This window comes from Chromobacterium sp. ASV23 (assembly GCF_016428945.1).
GTDB lineage: Bacteria > Pseudomonadota > Gammaproteobacteria > Burkholderiales > Chromobacteriaceae > Chromobacterium > Chromobacterium sinusclupearum.
In genome coordinates this window covers 91,908-118,041 of sequence record NZ_JAELTR010000003.1, presented here as the reverse complement: position 1 = coordinate 118,041, position 26,134 = coordinate 91,908, and the positions used below count along the sequence as shown (strand labels likewise).

Below are 26,134 nucleotides of genomic sequence, written 5' to 3'. Positions count from 1 at the left end.
GGCTACTCCGTGCCATTTCCCTCCGGAACATCCTGGCCAGCCGCAGCGGAATCCTCATCACGGTAACGCTGCAATTTATAGCGCAAAGTGCGCTCGCTGATGCCCAGTTTTTCCGCCGCCAGCTTCTTCACGCCGCCGACAGCTCCCAATGTTTCCAGAATATGGCGTTTTTCAAGGGTTTTCATGTCGGTTTCATCCGACACCGAACCGTCCAAATCGGACGCCGTCCGGGTAATCTGCCCCACGCCCGTAATATCGCCCAGCAACAAATCGGCGGCAATAATTTCCGCCCCGGCGGCAAGTATTACCGCCCGCTGCACGACATTATCCAGTTCGCGGATGTTACCCTCCCAACTATAGGCCGTCAAATGACGTTCCGCATCCCTGGAAAACACCAGAGATGTCCGTCCTGCGGCCTCTGCATGTCTTTTAAGCAGGAATCGTGCCAAAGGCAGGATATCGTCCGGACGCTCGGCCAGCGCCGGTATGCGCAAGGGAAAAACATTCAAGCGAAAATACAGGTCCTCACGGAAGCGCCCAGCCTCCACCTCAGCCTGCAAGTCGCGGTTGGACGTCGCCAACACCCGGATGTCCAGCTTGATGGTGCGGGTGCTGCCAATGCGCTCCACCTCCCGCTCCTGCAGCACCCGCAGCAGCTTGGCTTGCAGCGATAGCGGCATCTCGGTGACTTCGTCCAGCAGAATGGTGCCGCCCTGCGCCTGCTCGAACTTGCCGGGCAAGGCCTGCGCCGCGCCGGTAAAGGCCCCGCGCTCGTGGCCGAACAATGTGGACTCCAGCAGGTTGTCCGGGATCGCCGCGCAGTTGACGGCGACAAATGGGCCGGATGCGCGCCGAGAGTAGCGATGAATATAACGCGCCAATACTTCCTTGCCGGTGCCGCTGGGACCGCTGATCATCACGCTGGCGTCGCTTTGCGCCACCCGTCCCGCCAAGGCGAACAGCTGGCGCATGGCTGCGGACTCCGCCACCACGTCGCCGCCTTCGTTGCCAGGCATGGCCAGCAGATGCTTCTCCACCTCCGCCAGCAGGCTCTGCGGCTCGAATGGCTTCAGTAGATAGTGGCTGGCGCCGGCTCGCAATAGTTCGATGGCCCGCTCAATCACGCCATAGGCCGTCATCAGAATAAAGGGCACGCCGGGGTAATGCTTCTTCACCTCTTCAAACAGGGCATAGCCGTCCATCGGCGCCATCTGGGCATCCGAAATGATCAAGCCTACCGGTTCCTGCTTCAGCCGCTGCAAGGCCTGGCCGCCATCCGCGGCTTCCAGGGTCGGGTATCCGGACAGCATCAAGGTGTCGATGATGGCTTCGCGCAGGTCGGCATCGTCTTCGACCACTAAAATCGGTAAATACTTCATGGAATCCAATGTGTTTATCTATATCGTCGGCTGGCGCTGATGCACCAGCACCGTGAGTCGCTGGGCGATGCCGGACAGCGCCATCACCTCATGCGCGGCGCCCAGCGCGATGGCCTCCTTCGGCATGCCAAACACCACGCAACTGGCCTCGTCTTGCGCGATATTCCAGGCTCCGGCCTGTTTCATCTCCAACATGCCGTTGGCGCCATCGCGCCCCATGCCGGTCAGGATGATGCCTATGGCGTGTTTGCCCACCAGATTGGCGGCAGAGCGAAACAACACGTCCACCGAGGGCCGGTGCCGATTGACGGCCGGGCCATTGTTCAGCGAGGTGCTGTAACCTATTGTCGGCGCGTTCTTGATCAGCAGATGGGAATGCCCCGGGGCGATGTAAACCGTCCCCGCCTGCAGGCGCTCATTGTCTTCCGCCTCCTTCACCCGCAAGCGGCACAATGAATCCAGACGCTGCGCAAACGACTGGGTGAACATTTCCGGCATATGCTGAGCCACCAGAATCGGCGGCATATTGGCAGGCAAGGCGGTCAACAGGGTGCGCAAGGCTTCGGTGCCCCCGGTGGACGAACCAATGACGACGATGGTCTGGCTCGCCAGCGGCGTCTTGGTGGGCTGACGCGGCAGGATCACGTCCGCGCTATGGCTGGGAACGATCTCCAACGGCGTCTTGTTCGCTCGCTCGCGCGAAGTCAGGGCCATGATTTTACCTTGCGACATGGTCCGCCTGCGGCGAAGCGCCGCCACGGGCTTATTAAAGAGAAAAGGTATTTCCGTCAGCTTAGCAGCAGTTGACGGCCACAGTCAGCCCTTCGTCCTATTCAATCGGCGCGCCGAGCCAGTTGACGCAGCCAGCCATCGCAAGCCGCCTCCAGCAGGTCCAACACGGCTTCGAATCCCTGGCTGCCGCCATAATACGGATCCGGCACCTCGCGCTCTTCGCCCAGCGGTTCCAATATCAAATGCAACCGATCCTGGAGGTGGGCCGGACATTGGCGACGCAAGTCCGCCAGATTGCGCTTGTCGGCCGCCAGGATCAGGTCAAAGTCGGCAAAGTCGGCGTCGCCTACCTGCCGCGCACGCAGAGCAGACAAGTCGTACCCCCGGCGCGCCGCCGCCCGCGCGCTGCGTTCATCCGGCGGCTCACCCACGTGATAGCCATGTGTGCCGGCGGAGTCTATCCGCACCCTGTCCAACAGGCCAGCCTGCGCCAGTTTGGCCCGCATGACACCCTCCGCCGTAGGCGAGCGGCAGATATTGCCATGGCAGACGAACAAAATTGATAATTTTTCCATTTAAAACAAAATCATATCCATGAAATCCAAAGGCCAATCCCACTTAGAGCCGCTGACAAAACCTCGTTAGAGAACCTGAGCCAAGGCGCGCCGACGCAGACAGTACAAATAGTACGGCAAGGAGGCGCAACGCAGGATCAGGGGTTTTGTTAGCGGGTCTTAAGCAGCAATACATCCGGCCATAACGCCGATTCGCCTTGGGCTTAAGCCATTTTCCGGCACCTTAAAAACTCATTAATTACTTGCATGACAACAGGACGCTGAGTCCTGAAGAATATCAAACCACATCGCAAAAAATTTCAACTCCGAATATCAATGGTGTCCATCATCACCCCTTCATCACGCCATTCCAATTTTAACAAATAAAATCATTTTGAATTATGCATCTATAATTCAGCAGCAAATACCTGAATATCATATTTACAGCCGCTTACTTGGCCCGCGGCAACGCATAACCGGTCGGAGGTGTTTAAAATGAAACTACCGCAAACCAGAATGCAAGCCGCCGTTCTTGCCCTAGCGGCGATACTGCCCATCACAGCCATCCATGCGCAGGAGCTGTGGGACCCACACCTGCGCGGCGTCAACGAAGGGCTAGCGGCTGGCGTCCTGCCGCCCAAAGGCGTTTACGGCGTACTCAATAATTACTGGACCTGGGTGGACAAGTACGACAACAACGGCAACAAGACCGGCCTACGAGTGCGGGCGCTCATCGAATTGCCGGAGGTGTTATGGTCCACCGGACTCAAGGTGTTCGGCGCCGACTACGCCGTCGCCATCGCCCAGCCTGTCGACTACACCACGCTAAGCGGAAACGGCATCCCCGCCAATGGCGGCTGGGGCAGCTTCAATACCATACTGGTACCCGGACAATTGTCTTGGACGCTGCCCAACAATCTGCATCTCAAAACCAGCCTGGCGGTCTATCTGCCCAATGGCAGTTCCTCGCCAGGCCGGCTGCCGAGCGGCACCTATCTTGGGGCCGCCAATGGTTTCTGGACGCTGCAACCCGGAGTAGCCTTGAGTTGGCTGCACGCAGGATGGAACCTGAGCATGGATGCCACCTATGCCTACAACTTCCGCAATCCGGATACCCATTATCAGTCGGGCCAGCAATTGGCCATCGACTACACCGCGGCCAGGACCATAGGCAACTGGACACTGGGCCTGGGCGGCTATCAGGAAAACCAGCTGGGAGATGACTCCGGCAGCGGCGCCGCAGCTTGCGGACACGCAGGCGGCTGCCGCGCCAGCAATTACGGCATCGGCCCGCTGCTCGGCTATCAGTTCGGCAAGCTGAAACTGATGGCGATCTATAATTTCGGCCTGCAAACCCGCAACGATGTTGGCGGCAACTTCTTCAATCTGCGTTTAAGTTTTCCGTTCCAGTAAGCGGCCTCTTCAGCCGGCGCTATCGCCGCTCGCCTGGCGCGCCAGCCGCTGCAATTCGGCGCGCATCTCCAGCACCAGCCGCCACAGGCTTTCCGCCGCCGGCGACAGCGTGCGGTTTCGGCGGCGAATCAGCACGATGCGGCGACTCTCTCGCGGCAGCAGCGGCCGCGCCAGCAGATCGCAACCGGCTGGAAACGGCATGGCCAGACCTGGCGACACGCTGACGCCGATACCGGCCGCCACCATGCGGAAAACTGAGTTTGAGTGCCCCAGCTGCTGCGCCACCGGGCAATTGATCCCATGCCGCTGCAACAGTTGATCGATTAAAGGCCGGCTGCCGGAGCTGCCATCCAGCAACACCAGCGTTTCGCCATCGAGTTGGCGCCACGTCGCGGCGGCTTGCGCGGCCAAAGGATGATCGGGGCGGCACACCAGCCAGAAGTCGTCCTGCAGAATCACTTCCTGTTCCAGCTCGTCCGATGGCTCCGGCTCCACCACCAAGCCAAAATCCACCGCGCCGCTCTTTACCGCTTCCACATTGAGGCGCTGCACCTGGTCTTGCAGATGCAGGCTCAACTGCGGATAGCGCTGGCGGCTGGCGGCGATGATGGCAGGCATCAGGCTGGCGGACAGCGTGGGACTGCTGGCCACATGGACCGTGCCCATGGCCTGCCCGCCCTCCTTGCGCGCTGAATCCAGCACCTCGTCCAGCGCGTCCAGCGCGCGCGCCAGCTTGGGCAGCAAGCGGCGTCCGGCATCGGTCAGCACCACTTCGCGCGTGGTGCGGTCCAGCAGGCGCAGGGCCAGCGTCTCTTCCAACTCCCTGACCGCGCGGCTGACCGCAGGCTGGGTCAAACCCAGTTCATCGCCGGCGCGGCTGAAACCGCCTTGCTCGGCGACTGTCCGGAACACGCGCAATTGTCGCAAGGTGAAATTCATAAATTAAAATCATTAATTGATCATATAAATGCATTTGTATTCTGAATTGAGCTGCGTTTCAATAGTGACATTGCTGTTACACCCTGCGGGACCGACATGCCCAAACTGCTGGATTCTTTCACGCTGGCGCTGATCTCCACCGTCGCGCTGGCCAGTCTGCTGCCCTGCTCCGGCGAGGCTGCGCAGATTTTCAACCTCGTCACCAACCTGGCCATCGGCCTGCTGTTCTTTCTGCACGGCGCCAAGCTGTCGCGGGACGCGGTGCTGGCCGGCGCCGGACACTGGCGTCTGCACTTGACGGTGCTGGCCTGCACCTTCGCCCTGTTTCCCTTGCTGGGCATGCTGCTCAAGCCGGTGCTGACCCCGCTGGTGACGCCGGAGCTGTATCTGGGCGTGCTGTATCTGTGCATGCTGCCGTCCACCGTGCAATCGTCCATCGCCTTCACCTCGATGGCGCAGGGCAATGTGCCGGCGGCCATCTGCAGCGCCACCGCGTCCAATCTGCTGGGCATCTTCCTCACCCCGCTGCTGGTGGGCTGGCTGATCGTCGATCACGGCGGCGCCGGTCAAAACATGGGGTCGGCGCTGGACATCGTCTACCAGCTGCTGCTGCCGTTTGTGGCCGGCCAGATTGCCCGCCGCTGGATCGGGGGCTGGGTGGACCAGCACAAGGCGGTGCTGAAGTATGTGGACCAGGGATCGATTCTGATGGTGGTGTACACCGCTTTCAGCGCCGCGGTGATCAGCGGCCTGTGGCGGCAAACGCCGCCGGCCGCGCTGGCGGGGCTGCTGGTGGTCAATGGCGTGTTGCTGGGGCTGCTGCTGGCGATCACCACGCTGGCCGGCCGCAAGCTGGGCTTCAACCGCGAAGACCGGATCACCATCCTGTTCTGCGGTTCCAAGAAAAGCCTGGCCAGCGGCGTGCCGATGGCCAAGGTGCTGTTCGCCGGCCATGCCATCGGGGCCATCGTGCTGCCGCTGATGCTGTTCCACCAGATTCAGCTGATGGTGTGCGCGATGCTGGCCCAGCGTTACCGCAGCCGACAGATGCATTCAGCGCGGACCGGAACCCGCGCCTAGCCATCGCGCCCTCCCCGCCTGCGCGGGGATTTTTCATTGCGCCGCGTGCAGCAGCGCCAGATAGCGGTCGATCAGCTCCGGACCGTGCTCGGCATCCTGGTGGCCGGCGATGACGGTGTCGACATCCAGATGGAGTGCCTTGAGCTTTTCCAGCGTTTTGGGGTATTCCGCCAAGTCGGCATAGCGCATATTGCCCAGCTCCGGCTTGAGGATGCAGTTGCCATAAAGCACTTTCTCCCGCGGAAAATAGACGAAGATGCCGTCCTTGGTATGGGCCGGCCCCAGATAGAAGGCGCGCACCCGGTCGTTTTGCAAGGAGAAGTCGCCTGGAAACACTTGATCCGGCAACACCAGCGGCAAGGCCGGATAGTCGGGAAAACCCTGGCGGGTGAAGGCGACCACCTCGTCCCAGCCGGCGCGCATCTCGTCCGCCGTCAGCCGGGTGGACACGATGCGCGCACCTATGCTCTTCCAGTAGGCGTTGCCGCCGGCGCGATCGGTATGGTAGTTGGTGTTGATCACCTCGGTGATCGGCTTATCGGTCACGCGGCGGATCTGTTCCGCCAGTTCGCGCGCGGTATCCGGCGTCCAGGTCGCCCCCACCACGGTCACGTGCGCGCTGCCGATATACACCACCGAATTCTCCCGCGTGTAGTAGCTGTCTTCCGCCACATAAACGCTGCCGCGCACCGGCTTCAACGCCATCTTTCCATCCGCGGCGCCAGCCGTCGCCGCCCAGACCAAAGCCAGGGCCCATGCCGCCAGGCGACCGCCCATCTTGAATATTTTGTGCATTCCATCATCCATCAGTGTTGATAATTAAGCCGCAAATCGTCCCGAAGCTTATCTGCGCGAGAACTTGCCGCCTGCTAGACGTTCAAATGGCGAATACCGGCGCTGCCATGCCGGCAATAAATTGTTTTAAAAAGAAAAACCGCCGAATGTCCGTGACAAAAATTCTAGGGGCGGCGTTCTGCTTGGTAAACGCCGCCAACCGTAACTTCCGTAACCACAAACCGCGATGATCCCGCCCGCCGCCGATTTTTGTTTCGAGCTCAGTTCGCCATATCACGCCGCCGGCGCCCCGGCCCGTTTCCAGTCGCTATGGCTGCTGGTCCGCTTGTATTACGCCAGCGTCCATGAAGATGGTCCGCTGCCGGCCGCCGCCTTGCGGCAGCGTTTTCCGGCCACGCGCGGATTGCGCATGCTGGTATCGCGCGCCTTCGCCGACTTTGCCCGCTGGGGGGTGGAAGTGGGCTGGGGGCCGCCGGGACGCGTGGCTGTGGCGCTGCTGAATCCTGCCGGGCGCAGCCGCGGCCCGTTCTGGCTGCCGGCAAGCACGCTGCAACGGCTGCGCTTCACGCTGCAAGGGCAAGCGGCCGGACGCGAGGCGCTGGAGCAGTTTCTGGGATTGCACGCCGCCTTGACAGCCGGCGCGGACGACCCGCTGGCCGAGCTGATGCAGGATCTTGATTACTGGAGCCGGCTAACGCAGGCGATCCGGGACGAGCGCGATGGCCAGGGCCGGCAGTCGGGACGCCAGACCGCCGCCGCCTTTCATGCCGCCAGCGCATGCGCGCACAACGATTTCCAGCAGGCGCTGGCCTTGATGAAGGAGAGCCTGGCCTGGCGCCGCAGCGCGCAAATGGACGATAGCCGGGTGGCGCTGAAACGGCTGGGCCGCGCCCTGGCGGGAAGCCGTTTCGCCAATGCCCAACCCACCTTCGCCGCGATGGCGCGCATCGCCGAGGCCTGGGACGGCTATGCGCGCGGCGAGACCGCGGCGGCAGAAGCCAGCCTGGCCCAGCTGCATGCCTCTCCCGAGCTGCAGCCGGTGTTCCGCTACAACCCGCGGGTCCGTTTCGAATGCCTGAACCTGAGCGCGCTGCTGCACAAGCAGGCGGCGCTAAGCGACAATCAGCCCCAGCGGGCGCAGGCCGCGCTGCAAGCCTTGGCCGGCGCGTTGGAGGCCGCCTACGAAGCCGACTCGATAGACTCCGCCCAACATGTGGCGGCCAATATCGGCTGGTGCCTGTGGCTGTTCTGGCGGCAGCGGCTGATCGACGGCGAGCGCGCGCTGCCGGCGGAGGCGATGCAGCGCCAAGCGATACGCTGGCTGGGCTTGTCGGAATGGATTTGCGACCGTTTTGGCGGCGGCAATGGCTCGGCCTGGAACACCATTTTTCTGCTGCGCGTCGCCCGCGGAAACTGCGCTGGCGACATCCATCCCTCGCTGGCGGCTTTCCAGTCCAACCGCCCCTTTCCGCCGTCCCAGTTAGGCAAGGCGCTGAAGCTCAGTCCTTGTCCATTCTCGCCGGCCAAGGGTTATGGCAACTGGTCGGCCTTGGCGGAATTGACGCTGGAAGAGCATGATCAGGGCCGGCTGCCGCTGGCGCCGCTGCAACTGGCGAATCTGTTGCTGGAAACGCTATGGTTCCAGGCGCAGGAACAGGGACTGAGCCGCGCAGCCTGCGGCAACGCCGCGCGGCTGCTGGCCTTGCTGCCCGAGCTGCGCCGCAATGAGCGCAGTTTCTTCCGCGCGGAGCTGGCCACCCTGCCGCAGGAATTGCTGGAAACGACTTAAAAAATACCCCGCGTCATTTCGGCGCGGGGCATCGGTTGCGGCATCCAGGCGCTTACAGATCGCTGAGCCAGGCTTTTTCCTTCAATTCCTTCAATTCGTCGCGGATGCGCGCGGCCTTTTCGAACTCCAGGTTGCGCGCCGCCTCCAGCATGTCCTTCTCCAGGCGCTTGATCTCCTTGGCCAGCGTCTTCTCGTCCATCATCGCCACCTTGGCCTCGTCCACCAGCTTCTTGCGCTCGGCCTCGACGCTGTAAACGCCATCGATGATGTCCTTCACCCTCTTCTCCACCCCCTTGGGCGTGATGCCGTGCTCGGCGTTGAACGCCATCTGCTTGGCGCGGCGGCGCTCGGTCTCGTCCATCGCCCGCTTCATGGAGTCGGTGATGCGATCCGCGTACAGCAATGCCCTGCCGTGCAGATTGCGCGCGGCGCGGCCTATGGTCTGGATCAGGCTGCGCTCGCTGCGCAGGAAGCCCTCCTTGTCAGCGTCCAGGATGGCCACCAGGCTGACCTCCGGGATGTCCAGGCCTTCCCGCAGCAGGTTGATGCCGATCAGCACGTCGAACATGCCGAGCCGCAGGTCGCGGATGATTTCCACCCGTTCGACGGTGTCGATGTCGCTGTGCAGATAGCGCACCTTGATGCCGTGCTCGGTGTAGTAATCGGCCAATTGCTCGGCCATGCGCTTGGTCAGCGTGGTGACCAGCACGCGTTCGCCCCGCTCCATGCGCAAGCGGATTTCGGACAGCAGATCATCCACTTGCGTCGCCACCGGACGGATCTCGATTTCCGGGTCCACCAGGCCGGTCGGCCGCACCACCTGCTCCACCACTTGGCCGGCATGCTCCTTCTCGTAAACCGCCGGCGTGGCGGAGACGAAGATGGTCTGCGGCATCAACTGCTCGAACTCATGGAACTTCAGCGGCCGGTTGTCTGCGGCCGAGGGCAGGCGGAAGCCATATTCCACCAGATTGGCCTTGCGCGCCGCGTCGCCCTTGTACATCGCCCCCACCTGCGGCACGGTGACGTGGCTCTCGTCGATGAACATCAGCGCGTTCTTGGGCAGGTAGTCGATCAGCGTCGGCGGCGGATCGCCGGGGCCGCGGCCGGAGAAATGGCGCGAATAGTTTTCGATGCCCTTGCAGAAACCCATCTCATACAGCATTTCCAGGTCGAAGCGGGTGCGCTGCTCGATGCGCTGCGCCTCCACCAGCTTGCCCTCTTTCTGGTACCACTCGATGCGGTGGCGCAGCTCCTCCTTGATCTGCTCGCAGGCGCGCAGCACGGTGTCGCGCGGCGTCACGTAGTGGCTGGACGGAAACACCGTGAAGCGGCCGACGCGCTGCTTGGTGACGCCGGTCAAGGGATCGAACAGCGTCAGCGTTTCCACCTCGTCGTCGAACAGGCTGACGCGCAGGGCGGTGTCACTGCTTTCCGCCGGATAGATGTCGATCACGTCTCCGCGCACGCGGAAGGTGCCGCGGCCGAAGTCGATATCGTTGCGGCTGTACTGCATGGTGGTGAGCCGGCTGATCATCTCGCGCTGCGGCGTGGTCTCGCCTTCCTTCAGATGCAGGATCATCTGATGGTAGTCGGACGGATCGCCGATACCGTAAATCGCCGACACCGTCGCCACGATGATGCAGTCGGGACGTTCCAATATCGACTTGGTGGCCGACAGCCGCATCTGCTCGATGTGCTCGTTGATGCTGGAGTCTTTCTCGATGAACAGGTCGCGGCTGGGAACGTAAGCTTCCGGCTGGTAGTAGTCGTAATAGGAGACGAAATACTCCACCGCGTTGTGCGGGAAGAATTCGCGCATCTCGCTGTACAACTGCGCCGCCAGCGTCTTGTTGTGCGCCATGATGATGGCCGGCCGCCCGGTCTGGGCGATGACGTTGGCCATGGTGTAGGTCTTGCCGGAACCGGTCACCCCCAGCAGGGTCTGGTAGGACAGGCCGTCGGACAACCCCTCCACCAGTTGGGCGATGGCGGCGGGCTGGTCGCCGGCCGGCGCAAACGGCTGGTTCAGTTGAAATGGACTGTCGGGAAAGGTTAGCAGCATGGCAAGAGGGGCGGATCGGGTGGCGAAGCCGATGATTTTACGCTTGTCCGGAGCGGTTCACACCTCCTGCGGAAGAAGACCGGCAACGCCCCGGCCGGAACACACTGCGGAATTGCTTTTTTGCCCTACACAGCGCGACAACATTGTTTAAAATGCAGACAGGACCCTGCGGGCAGCCCGCTTGCAAGATGCCGTCATCTTGGCGACATTTGGCAACCAATGCCCTCGGGATATCGTCCTGTTTCCTCCAAAATAAGCTCACATAAGCGGAGTGACGCATGATCAAGAAAATCGCAAGTCTGCTGGTATCGGCGGCTCTGGCCATGCCGGTAATGGCGGCTCCGCCGCACGGCGTGATGGTAGCCAGCGAGATGTCCGGCTACAGCGCCCCCCGGCTCAATTCCCGTTCGGTGCTGGTCATCAACGGCAGCACAGGTGAAACCCTTTACGAAAAGAACACTCATCAAAGGATGCCGATCGCGTCGATCAGCAAGCTGATGACGGCGATGGTGCTGCTCGATTCCGGGGCGCCGCTGGACGAGCAGGTGACGGTATCCAATGCGGAGATAGACCGCGTCAAGCACACCACCTCGCGCCTGGCCGTCGGCACCACGCTCAGCCGCAAGGAAATGCTGCTGTTGGCGCTGATGTCGTCGGAAAACCGCGCCGCCGCCACGCTGGCGCGCACCACCTTCCCCGGCGGCACCGCCGCCTTCGTGGAGCGGATGAACCGCAAGGCGCGCAGCCTGGGCATGACCGAAACCATCTTCCACGATCCGACCGGCCTTGATGTGCGCAACACCTCCACCGCCGCCGATCTGGCCAAGATGGTCAAAGCCGCCGACGACTACCCGCTGATCCGCGAATTCACCACCACCGAGCAACACCAGATCGTTTCGGCGCGCAACCGCGTGCTGCGCTACAAGAACAGCAATGCCCTGGTGCGCGAAGGCGACTGGGACATCGCGGTGCAAAAGACCGGCTACATCCAGGAAGCCGGCCGCTGCATGGTGCTGCAGGCCACCGTCGGTTCTCAGCCGCTGATCATCGTGCTGCTCGATGCCGGCGCCAGCTCCGCGCGGGTGCACGACGCCAAGAACATCAAAACCTGGCTGGAAGCCCACCCGGGCAGTTGGCTGGCTGGTTAAACACAATGCCATACCAGGGCCGCGTATTCCGCATGGAGTGCGCGGCTTTTTTCATGCCATACTGCTCAACTGACTAGGGAGCCCGCCTTGAACATCCGCATCACCGCCGCCCGGCCGCAGGATTCGGCCGACATCCATCGTTTCATCACCGAACTGGCCATCTACGAGCGCGCCGAGCGCGAAATGGTGGCCAGCGTCGCCGACATCGAGGCCTCGCTGTTCGGCCCTAAAGCCAAGGCCCAAGCGCTGATGTGTCATGTTGAAGGCGTACTGGCCGGCTTCGCCGTGTACTTCTTCAGCTATTCCACTTGGCTGGGCAAGAACGGACTGTATCTGGAAGACCTGTACATCACGCCGGAAATGCGCGGCGCAGGCGCAGGCAAAGCGCTATTGAAATACCTGGCGCAATTGGCTTGCGAACACGATTGCGGACGCTTCGAATGGAGCGTGCTGGACTGGAACCAGCCGGCGATAGACTTCTACCAGTCCATAGGCGCCAAGCCGCAGGCCGAATGGATACGCTACCGGCTGGCCGGAGACGATTTGCGCCGCTTCGCTCACGGCGAAGAAACGATAACTGCCTGATCAAGGGCGTGCCCACGCCTATGATCCGACTTGTCCGCCACCCACAGGAGAATCGATATGCGCCATACCCTGCTGATCGCCAGCCTGCTCGCCCTGCCGCTGGCCGCCCAGGCCGATGGTTTCAAACTGAGCAGCGCCAGCATAGCCGACGGCAAGCCGCTGAGCCTGCGCCAGGTATACAAGGGCTTCGGCTGCGAAGGCGGCAACATCTCGCCGCAGCTGTCGTGGAGCGGCGCGCCGGCCGGGACCAAGAGCTTCGCCATCACGGCCTATGACCCGGACGCGCCCACCGGCAGCGGCTGGTGGCACTGGACCGTGGTGAATCTGCCCGCCAACACGCATGCGCTGGCAGAGGGCGCCGGCAGCACGGGCGGCGCATTGCCGGAAGGCGCAGTGCAGGGCCGCACCGACTTCGGCGAATCGCGCTTCGGCGGCGCCTGCCCGCCGGTTGGCGACAAGCCGCACCGCTACCAATTCACCGTCTGGGCGCTCAAGGTGGACAAGCTGCCGGTGGATGCCAACGCCAGCGGCGCGCTGGTAGGCTTCATGCTGAACGCCAACGCGCTGGGCAAGGCAAGCATCACCGCCACTTACGGCCGCTGATCCAACCGCGCGGGGGCATTTGCGCCCCCGCCGCCATCAGGCCGCCGCATTGTCCAATCGCAACAGGCGCGCCTCGTCTATGCCGACGCCTATCTCGCCGCCGACAAAAAGCGAGTCCTGCCAACGCGCGGCCTCGCGCGCGGACAGGCTCAGCGCCAGCTCCCCCGCCTGGGCAGCCACCTTGACCCGCGCGCCGTCCGGCAGCCAGGTCAGCTCGACGATGCGCGCCGGCGGCTGATCGGTCCCTAATAGAATGGCCTGGGGCGGAACCACGGCATGGGCCAGCACATTTTCGTAGCCGATGAAACGAGCCAACCAAGCGTGATTTGGCGCAGCCAGCAAGCGCTGAGGCGTATCGCATTGCAGCAACCGGCCATCCTTCAGCACCGCCACCCGATCCGCCAGCGCAAAGGCTTCGTCGCGATCATGCGTGACGATGATCACCGGCACGCCTGCCTCACGCAGCAGGCTGCGGAATTCGCGCTGCAGCTGCCGCCGCAGATCCGCGTCCAGGCTGGAGAACGGTTCGTCCAGCAACAATAGCCGCGGCTGCGTCGCCAGCGCCCGCGCCAGCGCCACCCGCTGCTGCTCGCCGCCGGACAGCGTCCACACCTTGCGCTTGGCATGGTCGGCCAAGCCCACCCGCGACAGCATGGCCTGCGCCTGGCAAGCGGCTTCGCGCTTCGCCACGCCCTGCTCGATCAGGCCGAACATCACATTGCCCAGCGCATCCAGGTGCGGAAACAGGGCGAAATCTTGAAACATCAGGGCAAAACCGCGCCGCTCAGGCGGCAAGGCGGCCAGATCCACGCCGTCAAAGCGCAGCTCGCCGCTATCCGGCCGCTCCAGCCCGGCGATCATCTTCAGCAAGGTGCTTTTGCCGCAGCCGGACGGGCCCAGCAAGGCCAGGGTTTCGCCGGCTGCGACGGTCAGCGACACCTCATCGGCCACTACGCGCGCGCCAAATCGTTTATTCAGGTTTCGCAGAGTCAGCACGGCTGTTCTCCCAATGGCCGGCGCCGCCGGCGGTTTCGATGATCCAGAAAGCGATGACCGCCAGCAGCATCAACAGGCAGGACAGCTGCATCGCCGCGTCTGCGTTGGCCTGCCCCGGCCGCCCCAGCCACTGGTAGATCAGAGTGGTCAGTGTCAACCACTCCGGCCGCGACAGAAACAGCGTGACGGCGAACTCGCCCACCGCAGTGGCGGCGGCAAAAGCCAAGCCGCGCCGCAAGGCCGGCTGCAACAGCGGCCATTGCACGCGGCGGAACACTCGCCACGGACTGGCGCCCAGGCTGCGCGCGGCTGCGCGCCAATGCGGCGGCTGGCCGTCCAGCGCGGTCAGCAGCGCCTTGGCCACAAAGGGATAGGCCAGCAAGGCATAAGCCGCCAGCAGCAAAGCCAGCGCGGCGGTCCATTGCGGATACAGCAGCAACAGGCCAAAGGCCACGCATACCGGCGAGATGACAAACGGCAGGAAAATCAGCGCGCGCAGCGGCAGGCTGCGGCCGCAAGCCCAGGCATGCGCCAGCCCCAGCGCGCCCGCGGCCAGCACGGTCAGGCCGGTGAAGCGGACGCTGTTCCACAGCGCCAGCCGGGCATCGTCGTCCCATAGCGCCAGCCAGCCGGACGCGGCGGCCAGTCCGCGCCACAGCACGGCCAGGAGCGGCAGGCCGGCAAACAATAGCAAAGCCGCCAGCGCGGCAGACAACGCCAGCTTTTCCCTCAGTTTGGATACCGGCTTCAACGGCAGCGGCTCGACCTTGGCCGCCGTCGCCAGCTTCCGCGCCAGCCAGGCGTACAGCGCGGCGATGCCGCCGCACACCGCCAACACCAGCAAAGCCAGCGCGCCGGCGTCGGCCAGGTTCAGCTCGTAGGCCACCAGAGTATAGATTTCCACTTCCAGCGTGGCGTAACGCTGGCCGCCCAGGATCAGCGCCAGCCCAAAGCCGGAGAAGCAATACAGGAAGACCAGGCACAGGCTGGACAACAGCCAGGGCAAGGCCGCCGGCCATTCCACCCGCCAGAACGCACGCCACGGCGTGGCGCCCAGCGTGCGCGCGGCGGCCAGCCGGCTGGCCGGCACCTGGGAGAAGCCATCGCAGCCGGCGCGCACCACCAGCGGCAGATTGAAGAACAGATTGCCGTACAACAGCAGCCACGGCGTGTCCTGCAGATTGACGCCGAACAGTCCCTGCGGACCGAACAGCGCCAGCACGCCCATCGCCGCCACCAGCGTCGGCATCACAAAGGGCAGCATCAACAGGCGCAGCAACAGGCCGCGGCCGGCAAAACGATAGCGCGCCAACAGCCAGGCCAGCGGCGCGCCCAGCAGCAGGCACAACAAGGCGCTGGCGGCCGCCTGGCTCAGCGACCACAACAGGCGCCAGCGCAGATACGGATCGCTCAGCAGGCCGGGGCTGAACTGCAGGCCACCCTCGGCCAGCAGCCGAAGCAGCGGCAAAATCGCCAGCAGGAATAGAAACAACAGGGGCAGGCCGGCGAGCGCCTGCCTGGGTACATCGAAACGCTTCAAACAAGCACTCCAGACAACGGCCAATCAGCCGTCAATACATCCTCGCAACCGTCTTCGTCGCGCACCTGGCCCACCTTGGCGAAGCCCAGTTGCGCCGCCAAGGCGTGCGACGGGAGATTGCCCGGCTCGATCGACAACACCAGCCGCGCCACGCCGCCCTGCTCCACCGCCCAGCCGGCCATCGCCAGCAGCGCCTCGCGGGCATAACCCTGGCGGCGGAAGGCCGGGTACACCGCGTAGCCCAGCTCCACGTCGCCATAGCCGTTCAGGTACGGATGGCCGGGCATGGTGTGGAAATTGATGTGGCCGACCATGGCCAGGTCTTCGCGACGCAGCATCGCGCGCACTGACCACGGCGCGTAAGCCGGGTCTTCCGCCATGTCCTGCAGCCGCATCGCCATCAGCGGCCGCTCCGCCAGCCAGTCGGCGGGGAGCGGGCAACCCAGCTGCGCGGCTGCGGCGCTTGAGTCGCCGTACAGGCAAGTCTGCAAAAAGTCCGCATCGAGGTGGCGCATGATCAGGCGGGGACTGATGATGTCAGCGATCATCCTGTTTCTCCAGATTGTCATGATCGAATCATGGCAGAAACCGGCCGCTTCAGGCATCAATTACCAGACTTCAACACCACCCGCGTCCAGCGGCTGACCCAGCCGCGCTGCTTGGCGGCCAGCGTGGCGCTGTCGGGGGTGTCATGCGCGGTGGGCTGTTCGGCATGCTTGAACACCGGGTCCAGCGCGATATTGTCCATCGCCGGGTACATCCACATTTGCGTCGGGATGGCCTTTTGCACCGCATCCGAGCGCAGGAAGGCGATGAACTGTTGCGCCAGCTTCGGCTCCTTGCCGCCCTTGACCAGCGCCGCGCCTTCCACTTGGCGGAACACCGTGCCCGGCAACAGCAGGTTGCCGGTCGGGGCATCCGTCAGCTTTTCCTTGCTGTAGAACACTTCGGCCGCCGGGCTGGTGGCGTAGCTGACCACGATGGGCCGGCCGCCGCCGTTCTTGGAGAAGTCGGTGTAATACGCTTCGGTCCAGCCCTTGCTGACCTTCAGGCCGTTGTCGCGCAGCTTGCCCCAAAGCACGAACGCCTTGTCTTCGCCCAAGGCGTGGATGGTGGCGGCCAGAAAAGCCAGGCCCGGACTGGACGTGGCCGGATTTTCCACCACCAGCAGGTTTTTGTAGGCCGGCAACGTCAGGTCGTTCAGGGACTTAGGCAAGGGCAGCTTGTTCTTGGCGAACCAGGTCTTGTCGTAGTTCAAGGTGACATAGCCGTAGTCGATGGCGGCTGCGCCCGGCAGGCTAACCTTGCCGCCGCGAGCCAGATCGGCCGGCAGCGGCGCCAGCGCGCCGGCTTGCTCGGCCTTGCCGATCAGGCTGTTGTCGATGCCGAACACCACATCGGCAATCGGCGCGGACTTGGTCAGAATCAGCTTGTTGACCATCTCGCCGGCATCGCCGGCCTTGATGATGGACACCTTGGCGCCGGTCTGCTTTTCAAAGGCCGCCAGCAGCGGCTTGTCCACGCTGAAGGAGCTATGCGCCAGCACGCGCAACTCGGCGGCTTGGACGGAAAGGCCGGACAGGCTCAGGGCAAGGACAACAAGCTTGGGAAACCACTTCATGAAATTCTCCGTACAGAAACGACGGAGCAAGCGGGCATGCGGGAGACTTCCCGCGCATCACGCTCCCTCCGCTGGCATGACCCAGATCAGGTTCTCAGGGTGTCTCTCAGCCCGCATGGCGGGCACCCCCGGTGATAGGGCCACAGTATAACGGAGAATACGGCAAACAACTTAACACTCTGCCCCATTCGCTTAATACCGCAGCGAAAAGTAGCCACTATGCTGACATCGCTCGCTCAAGAATCCACCCGAAAAGGGGGAAGACAACCATGAAACGAATCCTGCTGGCCGCCGTCCTGTGCGGCCTGCCCTTGTGCGCCCTGGCCGACATCGGCGTAGACGGCGCGCGCCACCTGTTGCTGCGCACCGGCTTCGGCGCCAATCCGGCGCAAATCGCCGTTTTCGCGCCGCTGAGCCGCGAGGCGGCGGTGGACAAGATTCTGGCCGGCGCGCGCACTCAGGCCGTCACGCCGCCGCCGGGCTGGGCCAATGAGCCGTTCGAACGCCCCGGCCAGCCCGGCCTCTCCGAAGAACAGAAAAAAGCGCTGCAGCAGGAGCGCAACCAGCACGCGGTGGAGCTGCGCAGCTGGTGGCTGACCGAAATGCGCGACACGCCGTCGCCATTGACCGAGAAAATGACCCTGTTCTGGCACAACCATTTCGTGTCGGCGCTGGACAAGGTGCGCTCGCCGCAAATGATGTACCAGCAGAACCTGCTGCTGCGCCACTACGCGCTGGGCGACTTCGGCCAGCTCTTGCACGCGGTGGCGCGCGATCCGGCGATGATGCGTTATCTGGATACCGCCAATAACCGCAAGGAGCAGCCGAACGAGAACTTCGCGCGCGAAGTGATGGAGCTGTTCACGCTGGGCGAGGGCCATTACACGGAACAGGATATCCGCGAAGCGGCGCGCGCCTTCACCGGCTGGGGCCTGGACCATGACGACCAATTCATCGTCCGCCCGCGGTTGCGCGACACCGGCGACAAGCTCATCTTCGGCCAGCGCGGCAATTTCGACGGCGACGACGTGGTCGATCTGTTGCTGCAGCAGCCGCAAACCTCGGTATTCATCACCAACAAGCTGTGGCGCAATTTTGTATCGCCCACGCCGGACGCCGCTGCGGTCAACAAGCTGGCGGCCGACTTCCGCCGCAATCATTATCAGTTAAAGCCCTTGATGCGCGCGCTGCTGCTGACGCCGCAGTTCTGGCGCAGCCAGGGCCAACTGGTGAAATCGCCGGTGGAACTGACGGTCGGCACGCTGGTGACGTTTGACCTGATGCCGCCGGATTGGCGCGTGATCGCCGGGCTGAACCGCCAACTGGGGCAGGACGTGTTCGCGCCGCCCAATGTCAAAGGCTGGCCCGGCGGCGAAGCCTGGATCAACAGCGCCACCCTGCTGACACGCAAGCAGTTTCTGGACCGCATCACCCACGACGCCGCCCCGGCGCGCGACGCCTTCGCCCAAGCGGACGGCAGCATGAACGAGATGGCGGGCCGCGAGGCGCGAATCAACCGCTTCGTCGCCAAGGGCGTGGCGTCGATGAAGCTGCAGCCGGACGAATGGGCTGCCATCTATGACGTGAAGAGCGCGTCCGACGCGGCGCGGATGCTGCTGGCGGTGCCGCCGGCCAATCCCTTGCCGCAGGGAGAAAGCGGCGCCAAGGCCATCGCCCAGTTGCTGATGGACCCGTCCTACCAGGTGGAATGAGGAGCCTGCCATGTTCAAACGACGCGAATTCCTGAAAGCCGCCGGCGCGGGACTGATGATGACGGTGCTGCCCAATCTGTCCTGGGCGCTGGCGCCGGCAGGCTACAAACGGCTCTTGGTGCTGGTGGAGCTCAAAGGCGGCAACGACGGCCTCAACACCGTGGTGCCCTACGCCAGCGCCGACTACTACCGGCTGCGCCCCGGCATCGCCATCGCCCGCGAGCAGGTGCTGCAGCTCAATGGCGAAATCGGCCTGCACCCTTCCCTGGCGCCGCTGATGCCGCTGTGGCAGGACAAGCAGCTGGCGTTGCTGCAGAGCGTGGGCTATCCCGACCCGAATCTGTCGCACTTCCGCTCGATCGAAATCTGGGATACCGCCTCGGCCAGCCAGCAATTCCTGACCGAAGGCTGGCTGACGCGGCTGTTCCGCGAGCAGCCGACGCCGAAGAACTTCGCCGCCGATGGCGTAGTGCTGTCCAGCCAGGTGCTGGGACCGCTCGATGGCGGCTCGCGCGCCGTGGTGCTGTTGAATCCGCAGGACTTCGCGCGCCAGGCCAAGCTGGTGGCGGACCAACAGCCGGGCCACGCCGGCTCGGCGCTGGAGCACATCCTGAAAGTGGAAGGCGATATCCGCCAGGCCGCCGCCAGCCTGGCCCCGCTGCCGCGCACCGCGGCGAGCGAATCGCCCACCGCCGGCCCCAAACCCAATGGCGGCTTCGGCAACGCGGTACGCACCCTGACCGACACGCTGTCACGCGGCGTGGATATTGCGGTGGCGCGCATCACGCTGACCGGTTTCGACACCCACGGCAACCAGCAGCCGACGCAGGCGCGGCTGCTAGCCGAACTGGCCGATGGCCTGGCGCAGCTAAGAAGCGAGATGACGCGGCTGGGCCGCTGGGATGACACGCTGGTGCTGACCTACGCCGAATTCGGCCGCCGCCCGCGCGAGAACGGCAATCGCGGCACGGATCACGGCACGGCCAATGCGCACTTCGCACTGGGCGGCCGCGTCAACGGCGGGCTATACGGCGCCACGCCGCAGCTGGCCGGCGTCAGCGAGGGCAATCTCCCGCATGCCATAGATTTTCGCCAGGTCTACGCCACGGCGATGGAGAACTGGTGGGGCAAGGACAGCCGCAATGTGCTGGGAGACCGCTTTTCCACCCTGCCGCTGTTGCGCGCTTGAACCTTCAATGCTCCGGGTACGGCACGCCGAACTGGCTGCGATAGAGACGCGCCACCGTGCCGTCCTGCCGCATGGCCTGCAAGGCATCGGCAAAGGCCCGGCACTGCTGGACCGGCACGCTGCGACGGCTGAAAACATAGTAGGCCTGGCCCACAAACCACTTGGGCGGCAAGGCAACCATCTGCGGACTTTGCGGCAATCTGGCCACTTCGCGCTGCGCAGTGATGCTGTTGGCCAGCAACAGATCAATGCGCCCCAGTTGCAGCTTGCGGAAACTGCCATCCAGGGTCTCGCCGATATCCACGCTTACCGATTTGGGCGGTGCCTGCAGCCAATGGTCGAGGGCATCGCCGTAACTGTCGCCGCGGGTCACGCCTAGGCGGAGATGGCCTAGACGGCCCAGATCCTCCAGTTTACGCACCGGCCAGCGCGCCATGCGGTCACGCCGCGCCCATAGTTGCACCATGGTCGGGCTATAGCCCTGGACAAAGCAGGCATAGGCCTCCCGCTCCGGCGTCTTCAAGGCCTGCATCGCCGCATCCAGCTGACCCAGACGCAGCTGCTGCAAAGTGCGCGGCCACGGCAAGCGCCGGTAGGTCATGCGACACCCCAGTTTGGCGGCAGCCTGATTCAGCAAGGCCGCCGAATACCCGGCTACCTGCTCATCGCGCCCCTGGTATTGAAATGGCGGCCATTCATCCCAGCCCACGCTCAACGGCCGATCGCAGACGCCGCCCGCCAATGCCGGCAGGGCAAACGCGCTCAACAAAACCCCTCGGATCCAGCCCACGCCCTCTCCTTCGCAAGCAGGCGGCAAGCCCGCTGCTGCTCTCCTAAAATGTACGATAGAATCGTCCACATCACCCAGCAAACCGCATGGAATGCCTAGCCGATGACCAGCAACAACACCAAGAGCAACAGCCAGGCCGAGCCGGAGACGGAAGAGATTCCGCTATTGCCGCCGGAGAACGAAGCCAGCCTGGCCAACCATGCCATCCCGCTGGGGGAAACCATTCTGACCCTTCAGGTCGGCCCCCATCCCATCTACGGCATTCTGCAGCGCAGCCGCGCCGTCACCAGCCAATCCGACTACTACCGCCTGCAGTTCCGCGGCTACGCCCGTTCCGATGGCAGCCACTGGCACCCGATGGAGGGCGACGACAGCCGTTTCCACGCCTTGTACAACATGGCCTGGGTGCGCGTGGATCGTCCCAGCAAGACCGTCACCTTCGGCCCCAAGAACGGCGTGCATTGCAGCCCCGGGCTGGAAGGCACGGGCCTAGACACTTATTTGTTCGGCAATGCGGTCGCCTGGGCCAAGAGCACCTGTCCCGACTACGCCATCGCCCCCGGCCTGGTCACCCTCAGCCAGCCGGCCACCGAAGAGGAACAAACCCGAAAACACTCGTTCTACGCGGGACAGGGCTTTCAGTTTGAATGGCAAGACCCGGCCCAACGCAGCGCCTTGTACTTCAAAGACAAAGTCAGCAAGCTGCTGGGAGTGTGGAACAAAGACACGGTGCATGAATTCGGTGGCGAGGAAATGCTGAAAATGCTGGCCAGCCAGGATGAGGCCAGGGCGGAACTGCAACAGAAGCTGGACGTGGCGGAAAACGCGCAGGACCAGATGAAACGCGCGCTGCAGAAGGAAAAGAATACATCGCAAATTCTGACCGGCGTGCTGATCCTGGCCGCCATCATCGGCATCTGGGCCGTGCTATAGGGCCAGTCACCCGGGCGATGCCCAGGTCGGAGGGGAGCGCGCTTTGCCCGCCGCTCCCGCTCCGACGGCAGATTCGCCATCCTGCACTATCGCCTCCTAAGAGCCTGTTTACGATTTTCTCGTCATCCCTGACATTTCGGGGATGACGGAAAAGGACTACGCAAGCATCATCGATCGCAAAAATTAGTTTTCCCGAAACTGTGGGAGCTTGAAGCCAATACCCAACGTAAGAGCGGCGGCGAAAGGTAAGCTGTTTATGCGACCAAACCGTTTACCCTCACCACCGTGGACTGACCGGCTCCGTATAGCAGATGCGCCCAATGCGCCTCATCATTGGCAAACAGCTTGAACAGCGCCTCGCCATGCCGCGGCGGATCCAGCGGCAGCAAAAATACTGACTGTCCCTGAATGGGGGCGTTAGGCGCCTTCCCGGCCGAGCGCCAGTTTGGCAAGCGTTGCGAGGACGGCGTGGAATGGGGAGTGGCTTGCGGGGAGTTCATGCGTGGGCACCCATTTCTATATCGGCTAACGACGAGGAACCATGAAAACGGCGCTTCAGCGAAGCGCCGGCTAAAGAATTTCAGTATTTTGCAATGAAACGACGCCTCACCAAACCCATCCTAAAGGACAGGTGGTGCGCTCAAACCAGCGCCCGCCCCGTCAGCTTTTCCAACTGCCGCAGCGGCGACTTGCCCTGATCATCCATTTTCTCTAATGGCAGCCACAAGGTCTGCTCCAGCATGAACTGCCCGGACATCACGGCGTGCGAGGCATGGTCGGAAAAGCAGATCCAGGCGCCGCCCGGCGCGAACGGCACGGTTTGCTGCGGACAATCCCTTTGGTACGCCAGGTCGGCCTTCATCGCGTCGTGCAGGTGCAGCATGATGTGGTCGTAGGCGCTGCGCTTGCGCTTGGTGATTTTCAGCGCTGCCAGCAGCGCGGCCGAGCCGGGCCATTGCCTGGGCACGCGCGGCAGCATTGTCTTCGCCATGTCCTCAAACGGCTCGCCCACCCGCCACACCCGCGGCTCGCCCGCCGGATTGATGTTGCAGAACACGCGCAGAATGCGCTCGCCATAGGTGGGACGGGACGGGAAGGCATCCACATGCAAACGGCTATCATCCTTGCGCCAGGACGTTTTGCGGTCTTCCACCCGCACCAGCCGCAGGCTGGTCGGCGCGGCCCGCGTCTTGCCCTGATACTCCGGCAGCACTTGCGCCAACAACTGCGCCGCCGCTTGCTGATAACGCGAAATCAAGGCGCGCACTGCTTGCTGAGTGCCGTCTCCGCCCTGCACGCCGTGCAGGGCGCCGTTATCCGGTTCCAGGCTGATGTTCTTGCGCTTGGGATCGGCGATGGACGGGTTGAGCAAGGCCTGTTCCGCAGCGTTGAGACTGAAGCCGAAATCCGGCACATGCAGCACGGCGCCCGCCTCCAGTTTCTGCACCAAGCCCTGCTCTCCGCCCCTCACGCTGACGATACGCTCGACCATAAACTCCCCCTATCCAGACTCAACGACGGCAACCATGGCAGCCTTGCCGCGGGCCCTTTGCGCCGATTAAAGGCGAAAGGGTACACCCAAATCTATGACAAAGGCAGCCCGCCGCCAGGACAGCCTCGTCAGCGCTTTGATTTGCCTAAAAAATCCCGACGCGCAAAACCCCTACAAGCAGCCAGGCGATTCATGACAATAAACAATTGTTTATGCTGATTTTTTTACCGGATTGAGGCATAATGGCCGGCTGCCAGAAATAGACGTGAACGCATGACTACTCCGCAAGCCGCCAAACCGATCGATTCCTACCGCAAGTACTGGGCCAGCCGTTTCGGCACCGCCCCGTTCCTGCCGATGACCCGCGCCGAGATGGACCAACTGGGTTGGGACTCCTGCGACATCATCCTGGTCACCGGGGATTGCTACATCGACCATCCGAGCTTCGGCATGGCGCTGGTGGGCCGCTTGCTGGAGGCGCAGGGTTTCCGCGTGGGCATCATCGCCCAGCCGGATTGGCACAGCGCGGACGCGTTCCGCGAACTGGGCCGGCCCAATCTGTTCTTCGGCGTCACCGCCGGCAATATGGACTCGATGATCAATCGCTACACCGCGGACCGCAAGCCGCGCTCGGACGACGCCTACACGCCGCATGCGGCGCCGAACAAGCGCCCGGACCGCGCCGTCACCGTGTATGCCCAGCGCTGCCGCGAGGCCTATCCGGGCATAGGCGTGATGATAGGCTCGATCGAGGCCAGCTTGCGCCGCATCGCCCATTACGACTATTGGAGCGACAAAGTGCGCCAGTCGGTGCTGATCACGTCCAAGGCGGACATCCTGCTGTTCGGCAACGCCGAGCGCGCGCTGGTGGAAATCGCCCACCGCGCGGCCAAGGGCGAAAAACTGTCCGAGATGCGCGACATCCGCGGCACCGCCTTCATCGTGCCGCACGGCTGGAAGCCGGATGAAGAATGGCAGGAGATGGACTCCAGCGTGGTGGACGAGCCGGGCCGCGTCGATCCGCACCTGAATCCGTACCAGGAAATTCCCGAGCAGGCGGCCGAAGCCACCAGGGATATCGACCTGACCAAGCCGCAAGTCATCCGCATCGAATCCCGGGAAGAGCGGCTGGCCAAGCGCCGCGCGGAGCGCGCCAAAACCGTGCTGCGCATCCCGGCCTACGAAGCCGTGGCGCACGACCCGGTGCTGTACGCCCACGCCAGCCGCACGCTGCACCTGGAATCGAACCCCGGCAACGCCCGCGCGCTGGTGCAGCTGCACGGCGAACGCGACGTGTGGCTGAACCCGCCGCCGATTCCGCTTTCCACCGAGGAAATGGACTTCGTCTACGGCCTGCCCTACGCCCGCAATCCGCACCCCAGCTACGGCGACGCCCACATCCCGGCCTGGGAAATGATCAAGTATTCGGTCAACATCATGCGCGGCTGTTTCGGCGGCTGTACTTTCTGCTCCATCACCGAGCACGAGGGCCGCATCATCCAGAGCCGCTCGGAAGAATCCATCCTGCGCGAGATCGAAGAAATCCGCGACAAAACGCCGGGTTTCAAAGGCCACATCTCCGACCTGGGCGGCCCGACGGCCAATATGTACCGGCTGGCCTGCAAGGACCCGAAGATCGAATCGTCCTGCAGAAAGCTGTCCTGCGTGTTCCCGGACATCTGCGAGAACCTGAACACCGACCACAGCCATCTGATCCAGCTGTACCGCAAGGCGCGCGCGCTGCCGGGCGTGAAGAAGATCAACATCCAATCCGGCCTGCGCTACGACCTGGCCGTGCGCTCGCCCGAATACATCAAGGAGCTGGTGCAGCACCATGTGGGCGGCTATCTGAAGATCGCGCCGGAACACACCGAGGACGGCCCGCTGTCCAAGATGATGAAGCCGGGCATGGGCGCTTACGACAAGTTCAAGGAACTGTTCGAACGCTTCAGCCGCCAGGCCGGCAAGGAACAGTACCTGATCCCCTACTTCATCGCCGCCCACCCGGGCACCAGCGACGAAGACATGATGAATCTGGCGCTGTGGCTGAAGAAGAACAACTTCCGCCTGGACCAGGTGCAGACCTTCACCCCAACGCCGATGGCGCTGGCCACCACCATGTGGCACACGCGCCGCAACCCGCTGAAGCGGCTGGGCCGCAGCTCGGAAAAGGTGGACGTGGTGCGCGACGGTTACCGCCGCAAGCTGCACAAGGCTTTTCTGCGCTACCACCACCCGGACAACTGGCAGATCATCCACGACGCGCTGATCAATATGGGCCGCAGCGACCTGATCGGCCACAGCAAGCACTGCCTGATCCCGCCGACGCCGCCGGGCGACAAGGCCGCCGCCGTGCGCCACAAGATGGGCGCGACCATGAGCCGCGGCAAGCCGACTGGCGCAAGGCAAGCCCCCCAGGGGCAGCGCGGCAAGCCGGCAACCGTCGGCGCGCGCGGCACAGGCGGCAAGCCGGCCTCCGGCAAACCGCAGGCTGGCCGCTCGCCGGCCAAGCCTGGCGGCAAAACCGGCCGCAACCGCTGATCCAGCAGGCAAAAACGCCACGCCCCTCAAAAAGCGTGGCGTTTTTCAGCCAGAGCCGCATCAACGGCAATTTGGCGCAAATCATGCCAATGAACTATCGCTTATCTCATCGAACAGGCAAAATGGCGCCGTGCACGCCGCCATCGACATACCGCTTTTGAACGCACAATATAGCAACAAGCCCCGCCTAAACTGGTGAACGCTTGAGCGCGCCCCGCCGGCAAACCGGATGGAAAAC

23 protein-coding genes and 1 riboswitch are annotated in these 26,134 nt (G+C 63.4%); of the genes, 10 read left to right on the top strand and 13 right to left on the bottom strand.

Annotated elements, in window-relative coordinates:
- Nucleotides 1-2 precede the first annotated feature (2 nt).
- From JHD59_RS02625 to JHD59_RS02615, 3 genes are all read right to left on the bottom strand, one after another.
- Complete coding sequence (locus JHD59_RS02625) at nt 3-1,379, bottom strand: sigma-54 dependent transcriptional regulator (protein WP_199153040.1); 1,377 nt, start codon at nt 1,377-1,379, stop codon at nt 3-5.
- 18 nt (nt 1,380-1,397) lie between these two features.
- A complete protein-coding gene (locus JHD59_RS02620) occupies nt 1,398-2,093 on the bottom strand; it encodes a chemotaxis protein CheB (RefSeq protein ID WP_103321995.1) in 696 nt (231 codons plus the stop codon).
- Between the two features lie 119 nt (nt 2,094-2,212).
- Nucleotides 2,213-2,686: a low molecular weight protein-tyrosine-phosphatase gene (locus JHD59_RS02615; protein WP_199153039.1), complete on the bottom strand. Its 474-nt coding sequence runs from the start codon at nt 2,684-2,686 to the stop codon at nt 2,213-2,215.
- A 474-nt stretch (nt 2,687-3,160) separates the two neighbouring features.
- Between JHD59_RS02615 and JHD59_RS02610 the strand changes: the two genes are divergently transcribed.
- Nucleotides 3,161-4,078 (top strand): transporter, encoded by a 918-nt coding sequence (locus JHD59_RS02610; protein ID WP_199153038.1) that lies wholly within the window; start codon nt 3,161-3,163, stop codon nt 4,076-4,078.
- A gap of 9 nt (nt 4,079-4,087) precedes the next feature.
- On the opposite strand, the gene JHD59_RS02605 is transcribed toward JHD59_RS02610, so the two are convergent.
- Nucleotides 4,088-5,017 carry a LysR family transcriptional regulator gene (locus JHD59_RS02605; protein ID WP_199153037.1) on the bottom strand — a complete coding sequence of 310 codons (930 nt, stop codon included), beginning with the start codon at nt 5,015-5,017 and terminating at the stop codon, nt 4,088-4,090.
- Between the two features lie 96 nt (nt 5,018-5,113).
- Here JHD59_RS02605 and JHD59_RS02600 point away from each other — a divergent pair, with 96 nt between their 5' ends.
- The gene (locus JHD59_RS02600; protein WP_199153036.1) at nt 5,114-6,097 is read left to right on the top strand and encodes a bile acid:sodium symporter family protein; all 984 of its coding nucleotides are present in this window, start codon (nt 5,114-5,116) and stop codon (nt 6,095-6,097) included.
- Between the two features lie 33 nt (nt 6,098-6,130).
- Here the strand turns inward: JHD59_RS02600 and bla are convergent, their stop codons facing one another.
- A complete protein-coding gene (gene bla, locus JHD59_RS02595) occupies nt 6,131-6,892 on the bottom strand; it encodes a subclass B2 metallo-beta-lactamase (protein WP_233163859.1) in 762 nt (253 codons plus the stop codon).
- A gap of 226 nt (nt 6,893-7,118) precedes the next feature.
- Between bla and JHD59_RS02590 the strand changes: the two genes are divergently transcribed.
- On the top strand, nt 7,119-8,681 hold the full coding sequence (locus JHD59_RS02590; RefSeq protein WP_199153035.1) for a hypothetical protein: 1,563 nt from the start codon (nt 7,119-7,121) through the stop codon (nt 8,679-8,681).
- Nucleotides 8,682-8,733: 52 nt separating this feature from the next.
- Here the strand turns inward: JHD59_RS02590 and uvrB are convergent, their stop codons facing one another.
- Nucleotides 8,734-10,746 carry an excinuclease ABC subunit UvrB gene (uvrB, locus tag JHD59_RS02585; RefSeq protein ID WP_103321961.1) on the bottom strand — a complete coding sequence of 671 codons (2,013 nt, stop codon included), beginning with the start codon at nt 10,744-10,746 and terminating at the stop codon, nt 8,734-8,736.
- 278 nt (nt 10,747-11,024) lie between these two features.
- Here uvrB and JHD59_RS02580 point away from each other — a divergent pair, with 278 nt between their 5' ends.
- The 3 genes from JHD59_RS02580 to JHD59_RS02570 all read left to right on the top strand — a co-directional run bounded on the left by JHD59_RS02580 (nt 11,025) and on the right by JHD59_RS02570 (nt 13,082).
- Nucleotides 11,025-11,894: a serine hydrolase gene (locus JHD59_RS02580; protein ID WP_103321962.1), complete on the top strand. Its 870-nt coding sequence runs from the start codon at nt 11,025-11,027 to the stop codon at nt 11,892-11,894.
- Between the two features lie 87 nt (nt 11,895-11,981).
- Nucleotides 11,982-12,479 carry a GNAT family N-acetyltransferase gene (locus JHD59_RS02575; protein WP_199153034.1) on the top strand — a complete coding sequence of 166 codons (498 nt, stop codon included), beginning with the start codon at nt 11,982-11,984 and terminating at the stop codon, nt 12,477-12,479.
- Nucleotides 12,480-12,536: 57 nt separating this feature from the next.
- A complete protein-coding gene (locus tag JHD59_RS02570) occupies nt 12,537-13,082 on the top strand; it encodes a kinase inhibitor (protein WP_199153033.1) in 546 nt (181 codons plus the stop codon).
- 36 nt (nt 13,083-13,118) lie between these two features.
- Here JHD59_RS02570 and JHD59_RS02565 read toward each other — a convergent pair whose 3' ends face one another.
- Genes JHD59_RS02565 through JHD59_RS02550 form a run of 4 tightly spaced genes read right to left on the bottom strand, consistent with a single transcriptional unit; the run spans nt 13,119 to nt 17,239 of the window.
- Nucleotides 13,119-14,078 carry an ABC transporter ATP-binding protein gene (locus JHD59_RS02565; RefSeq protein ID WP_199153032.1) on the bottom strand — a complete coding sequence of 320 codons (960 nt, stop codon included), beginning with the start codon at nt 14,076-14,078 and terminating at the stop codon, nt 13,119-13,121.
- Nucleotides 14,053-15,618 carry an iron ABC transporter permease gene (locus JHD59_RS02560; protein WP_199153031.1) on the bottom strand — a complete coding sequence of 522 codons (1,566 nt, stop codon included), beginning with the start codon at nt 15,616-15,618 and terminating at the stop codon, nt 14,053-14,055. The genes JHD59_RS02565 and JHD59_RS02560 overlap by 26 nt, the downstream gene beginning before the upstream one ends.
- Entirely contained in the window at nt 15,615-16,166 is a 552-nt protein-coding gene (locus tag JHD59_RS02555; protein ID WP_199153030.1) for a GNAT family N-acetyltransferase, read from the bottom strand. The genes JHD59_RS02560 and JHD59_RS02555 overlap by 4 nt, the downstream gene beginning before the upstream one ends.
- A 56-nt stretch (nt 16,167-16,222) precedes the next feature.
- A complete protein-coding gene (locus JHD59_RS02550; protein ID WP_199153029.1) occupies nt 16,223-17,239 on the bottom strand; it encodes a thiamine ABC transporter substrate binding subunit in 1,017 nt (338 codons plus the stop codon).
- A 45-nt stretch (nt 17,240-17,284) separates the two neighbouring features.
- Nucleotides 17,285-17,379: riboswitch (TPP riboswitch) on the bottom strand.
- A gap of 129 nt (nt 17,380-17,508) precedes the next feature.
- On the opposite strand from JHD59_RS02550, the gene JHD59_RS02545 reads away from it, so the two are divergent.
- Together JHD59_RS02545 and JHD59_RS02540 are read left to right on the top strand one after the other, a co-directional pair.
- Nucleotides 17,509-18,951, top strand: coding sequence for a DUF1800 family protein (locus JHD59_RS02545; RefSeq protein ID WP_233163858.1), 1,443 nt, complete (start codon nt 17,509-17,511; stop codon nt 18,949-18,951).
- A gap of 10 nt (nt 18,952-18,961) precedes the next feature.
- A complete protein-coding gene (locus JHD59_RS02540; protein ID WP_199153028.1) occupies nt 18,962-20,140 on the top strand; it encodes a DUF1501 domain-containing protein in 1,179 nt (392 codons plus the stop codon).
- Between the two features lie 4 nt (nt 20,141-20,144).
- Here the strand turns inward: JHD59_RS02540 and JHD59_RS02535 are convergent, their stop codons facing one another.
- Nucleotides 20,145-20,906, bottom strand: coding sequence for an ABC transporter substrate-binding protein (locus JHD59_RS02535; protein WP_199153027.1), 762 nt, complete (start codon nt 20,904-20,906; stop codon nt 20,145-20,147).
- 126 nt (nt 20,907-21,032) lie between these two features.
- Between JHD59_RS02535 and JHD59_RS02530 the strand changes: the two genes are divergently transcribed.
- The gene (locus tag JHD59_RS02530; protein ID WP_199153026.1) at nt 21,033-21,863 is read left to right on the top strand and encodes a hypothetical protein; all 831 of its coding nucleotides are present in this window, start codon (nt 21,033-21,035) and stop codon (nt 21,861-21,863) included.
- 254 nt (nt 21,864-22,117) lie between these two features.
- Here JHD59_RS02530 and JHD59_RS02525 read toward each other — a convergent pair whose 3' ends face one another.
- On the bottom strand, nt 22,118-22,363 hold the full coding sequence (locus JHD59_RS02525; RefSeq protein ID WP_199153025.1) for a hypothetical protein: 246 nt from the start codon (nt 22,361-22,363) through the stop codon (nt 22,118-22,120).
- 140 nt (nt 22,364-22,503) lie between these two features.
- Nucleotides 22,504-23,355, bottom strand: coding sequence for a Kdo hydroxylase family protein (locus tag JHD59_RS02520; RefSeq protein WP_199153024.1), 852 nt, complete (start codon nt 23,353-23,355; stop codon nt 22,504-22,506).
- Between the two features lie 273 nt (nt 23,356-23,628).
- On the opposite strand from JHD59_RS02520, the gene JHD59_RS02515 reads away from it, so the two are divergent.
- Nucleotides 23,629-25,896 carry a YgiQ family radical SAM protein gene (locus tag JHD59_RS02515; protein WP_199153023.1) on the top strand — a complete coding sequence of 756 codons (2,268 nt, stop codon included), beginning with the start codon at nt 23,629-23,631 and terminating at the stop codon, nt 25,894-25,896.
- Nucleotides 25,897-26,134 lie beyond the last annotated feature (238 nt).